3 protein-coding genes are annotated in these 4,300 nt (G+C 58.0%); 1 reads left to right on the forward strand and 2 read right to left on the reverse strand.

The genetic code is table 11. The annotated features are described in order from the left end of the window. Both WCA53_RS01555 and WCA53_RS01560 read right to left on the reverse strand, forming a co-directional pair. On the reverse strand, window positions 1-985 hold a 985-nt coding region (locus WCA53_RS01555), incomplete at its 3' end, for a lactonase family protein (RefSeq protein WP_423904735.1). A 118-nt stretch (window positions 986-1,103) separates the two neighbouring features. Then, complete coding sequence (locus WCA53_RS01560; RefSeq protein WP_423904738.1) at window positions 1,104-1,379, reverse strand: GlsB/YeaQ/YmgE family stress response membrane protein; 276 nt, start codon at window positions 1,377-1,379, stop codon at window positions 1,104-1,106. Window positions 1,380-1,896: 517 nt separating this feature from the next. On the opposite strand from WCA53_RS01560, the gene WCA53_RS01565 reads away from it, so the two are divergent. Next, the coding region (locus tag WCA53_RS01565) for a putative bifunctional diguanylate cyclase/phosphodiesterase (protein ID WP_423904741.1) at window positions 1,897-4,300 on the forward strand (2,404 nt) is incomplete at its 3' end.

Raw genomic sequence — 4,300 nt, forward strand, 5'->3', positions numbered from 1 at the left:
ACTTTTCCCCGCATGCGACCAGAAAGCGGCCCGACGGGTCGATGTTGAAGCCACGAGGTTGTAATTCGGTATCGATGGAACTTGCGTATTCGAGTGAACCATCCGCTTGAACGCGATAAGCAATCAAGCGGCTCGAAGTCCGCTCGGACACGTACACAAATCGATCGTCGGGGGTGACGTGAATGTCGGCGGCCCACACGAGCGACGTGAGTGTCCGGGGATCAGGCTGAACCGTGCCGGCGGTCGGACGAATCCGGCCGTCTTCGAGATGCGCAAGCGCTACAGGGCGACCAGACATCTTCAGTGCGCCAAGACGGCCGCTATCGATATCGCGAGGAAAGACCGCAACTGTCGCGCGAAATTCGCTTAACACGTAGAGCCTCTTTCCATCCGTCGACAGGTGCAGATGGCGCGGACCGAAGCCATCGCCAAGCTTTGCATCATCCACGAAAGCTAGCTTGTCGCCCGCGGCCCCGGACTGGATCTCATAGCAGTACACCTTATTCGCCCCAAGGGATGAAACGTAGGCGAACCGGTTGTCAGGCGAAACGATGACGGCGTGTGCGTTTTCTATCCCGGGAACGACCTGAACCGGTGTGCCGTTGGCATCGACATCGGCGAGCCGGTCGACGCTATAGAGGTTCAAGCAATGTTCGCCGTAGGATGCTCCCAACAAGTATCGACCCGACGGGTCGATCGACAAGTAAGCAAGACTGGATGCAATCGGCACCGAGCGACGATGGCTGAGGCGCCCGGTATGCGGATCCACGTCGTACGTAGCAATAGCGGGTGATGTGCCGCGAATCGCGGCGTAGAGCAGTTGTTGGTCATTCGAAACTGCCAGGGGCATGACGGTTTCGGCTGCTGCGTATCGGTCCGTCAGGTCAATGCGTCCGCTCGCGGTGTCCAAATGGAAGACGGAAATGTCCCCGTCGATTGCATTCGATACGAAGACTGAATAGGACTTGGGCGACCGTTGGCTCATGATTGAATGCTCTGTGTCGTCAAAGCGCTTTATTTCGCGCTAACTGGTGAATCCTGCAATGACAATTGTCATCGCAGGATTCACCTGGCGCAATGCACTAAGCGTCGGTTTCTTATTGCTAAATAGATCGACTGCGGCCGCTGGAGAAGAGTCGAACGATGACCAGCAAAATCACGGCGCCGATCAGGGCCGTTATCAGCGAGCCGATAATTCCGCCACCCAGGTGCAAGCCAAGCACGCCACCCAGCCAGCCGCCAATGAAAGCGCCGACGATACCCACAATGATGTCGACAATGATTCCGAAGCCTCCTCCGTCGACGATTCGGCCAGCGAGCGCACCGGCAATGCCACCGATGATGAGCCAAAAAATGATTCCGTGTGAGACAGGTTCCATGGTTTCTCCAGCAAGCGTAAGTTGTTAATCGGCAGACCGCAGGCACTCAAACAGGTGTCCGCGGGTTGCGTACGTCATCTGGCTCCAAAGACCAGCGCAAACAACGCGGGTCACAGTGGTGCCAGGACGCGGCATCAGCGATCCGCAATTCCCGTGCCTTCGGGGCCAACCGGCCTAACAAATCAAACTTACAAGCCGAAAGACAACCTGAAAAACGTCCCCCGGATTTGCACTCTTGCGGGCGCGGATGGCCGCCGTGTCACAGTCCTGCAAGATTGTGGCTGTAATAGTTCCGCAATATTAAATTACGCTTACATTGCGAAAATATTAACTTCTCTTCCACTTCAGTCGATAAAGCCTGACAACCTAAAGAACATCCAGCCTTACCCGTTATCCCGTAGACGAGTCGGGCAAAAAGGCAAATGAAGTGAGTGAAATTGACGGATCAGTACAGGGCGCAACGCGTCAACAGTCTGTGGCGGGACGCCGTTCAAGCGACGTCAAGAGCTTAAGCGCAATGCCGCGCACAATGCGAGGGTTGACCCGCGTTGCGGTGGTTTTTGTCTTGTTTGCAATCGGACTGAATGCCGTCCTCGCGATCCAGCAGACGCGGGAACAGAATGATGCGCTTTTCGGGTTGCAAGCGTCCGGCCGGGTCAAGCATAACCTGGACGCGCTTCAGCAATTGCTGTTCGAAGAACATGCCGAACTCTATACGCGAGTCGGAACCGTGCCGTTCTACCGGCGCCCGGACTACGTCTTTCCGCTCCTTCAGGTGTCGCGGCTTACACAAGATGCACTGGCGGGGTGCAAGTCCCGCAGCAACTGCGTTGCGCACCTGGCAGAGCTTGACCGTATGGTGAAAACGCTAGCGGAGCAGAGTCACGACGTTTCGCGGCGAGTGGCGGCCATGCCCGGCAGCGTCAAGTTAAACGATCCGGCGCTCGCTGCACTCGATGCCTTTTTCTATAGCGTCGTCGCGAAAGTCATCGAAATACGCATTGATGAGGATGCGTCGATTGACGCGACGGTAAGCCGTACATCGTCCGATAGCCGGCGAACATCCGATATTCTGCTCGGCTCGGCTTTATCCGCGTCACTGATCCTGTTGGCGGTCTTGTTCCACAACGCGCATATCGCCCGCAGGCTGCGGCTCGCGTGGTCGAGCGCTGACCGTGCGCGTTCCGAGCTGTTTGGTTCAAAGCAGACCCTTGAGTATGTGCTCGACCATATCCCGCAGGGCGTCGCGTGGAAGGACGCACAGCATCGCTATCGAGGCGGCAACGAAGTCTTCGCGCGCGACGCCGGCTTGAGCTCCCGTTCGCAACTCGATGGCCTGACCGACTCGGACTTGCCCTGGCGTACCGACTCGTTCGTGGTCCGCGAAGAGGACTCGCTTGTCATGTCGGGCTTGCTTACCATGAAGCACCGCGAACGGGAAACCATTGCTGTCAACGGTACCAAGGGGTGGATATCGGAGACGAAACTGCCTCTCGTTGACCAGGAGGGTTCTATTGCCGGCGTCCTGATTGCGTACGAAAACATCACGGCAAGGCGGGAGACCGAGCTCGCCCTGCGTCTTCAAAGCCGCGCTCTCGACGCAAGCGTGAACGCAATCGTCATTACTGAACCTCGCGGGTCGACGCACGTTGTGTTGTACGCGAATCTGGCTTTCGAGCGAATCACCGGGTATGGCAAGGACGAGGTCGTAGGCGTTGGGTGCCACCAGCTATTTAATCTCGCTGGCGAACCGGACAAGTGGGCGCCCGTGAGCCGCGCGCTCGATGAAAACGTCGAAGCCAACGTCACGCTGCGATGCTTTAAAAAGAACGGCGAGCCATACTGGAACAACATCCTCGTCGCCCCGGTGCGCGATGTCGACGCTCGGGTGACCCATCACGTCGGCGTGATGAGCGACGTGTCGGTGCTCATTAACTACCAACAGGAACTGCAGCATCAAGCGCGCTACGACGCGCTCACGGGCCTTCCCAATCGAGCCGCGCTTGACGAGCGCCTGAACGACGCGATCCTTCGCGCGCGGGATTCAGGTGGCGAAGTATCCGTGTTGTTCCTCGATCTGGATCGATTCAAGGAAGTGAACGATTCGCTTGGACATCGGGTAGGCGACGCTCTGTTGGCCGAGATGGCTAAACGCCTTAGCCGGATCGTGCGTTCGACGGATCTTGTTGCCCGCTACGGTGGCGACGAGTTCATGATAATTGCCGAGCGCTCAAGTAGTTCACAGCTTGTGGCGATGGTCGAGAGACTGATTGCGTCGATGAACGAACCGCTGCGCGTGGCGCAACGCGAGTTGTACGTGGAGGTCAGCGTCGGCATCAGCATATTCCCACAAGACGGAACCGACGCCGACACGCTGGTGCGCAACGCCGACGCCGCGATGTACCTCGCGAAGGAGAACGGCCGCAATGGGTACCAGTACTATCGGCCGGAACTGAACCGCGCTGCTGCTGACAAGCTCACCTTGTCCACGAAGCTGCGTCGTGCGGTTAAAGCCGGGTCGCTTAGCATTGCGTATCAACCTCAGGTCGATATGCACACGGGGCGGATTCGCGGTGCGGAAGCGCTCGCTCGCTGGACCGATGAGGAACTGGGGCCCGTATCGCCTGCGATTTTCATCCCGGTCGCAGAGGAGATAGGCCTTATTTCGCAGATCGGCGAGTGGGTACTACGGTCCGCGTGCATTCAGGCGCGAGCCTGGCTTGACCAGGGAATCGATTGCGTCCGGATGTCGGTCAACGTTTCGCCCTTGCAGTTTGAACGCTCGAATATCGTCAAGACGGTAAGCGAAGCGTTGGCGCAGGCACGGCTGCCGGCGAGCATGCTGGAACTCGAAGTAACGGAAGGCGCATTGATGCGCAACGTCGACGAAGTGGCGCGCGTGCTGCGTGAACTGCGTGGAT

It is taken from the genome of Caballeronia sp., from assembly GCF_049581465.1.
In the GTDB taxonomy this organism is placed as follows: Bacteria; Pseudomonadota; Gammaproteobacteria; order Burkholderiales; family Burkholderiaceae; genus Caballeronia.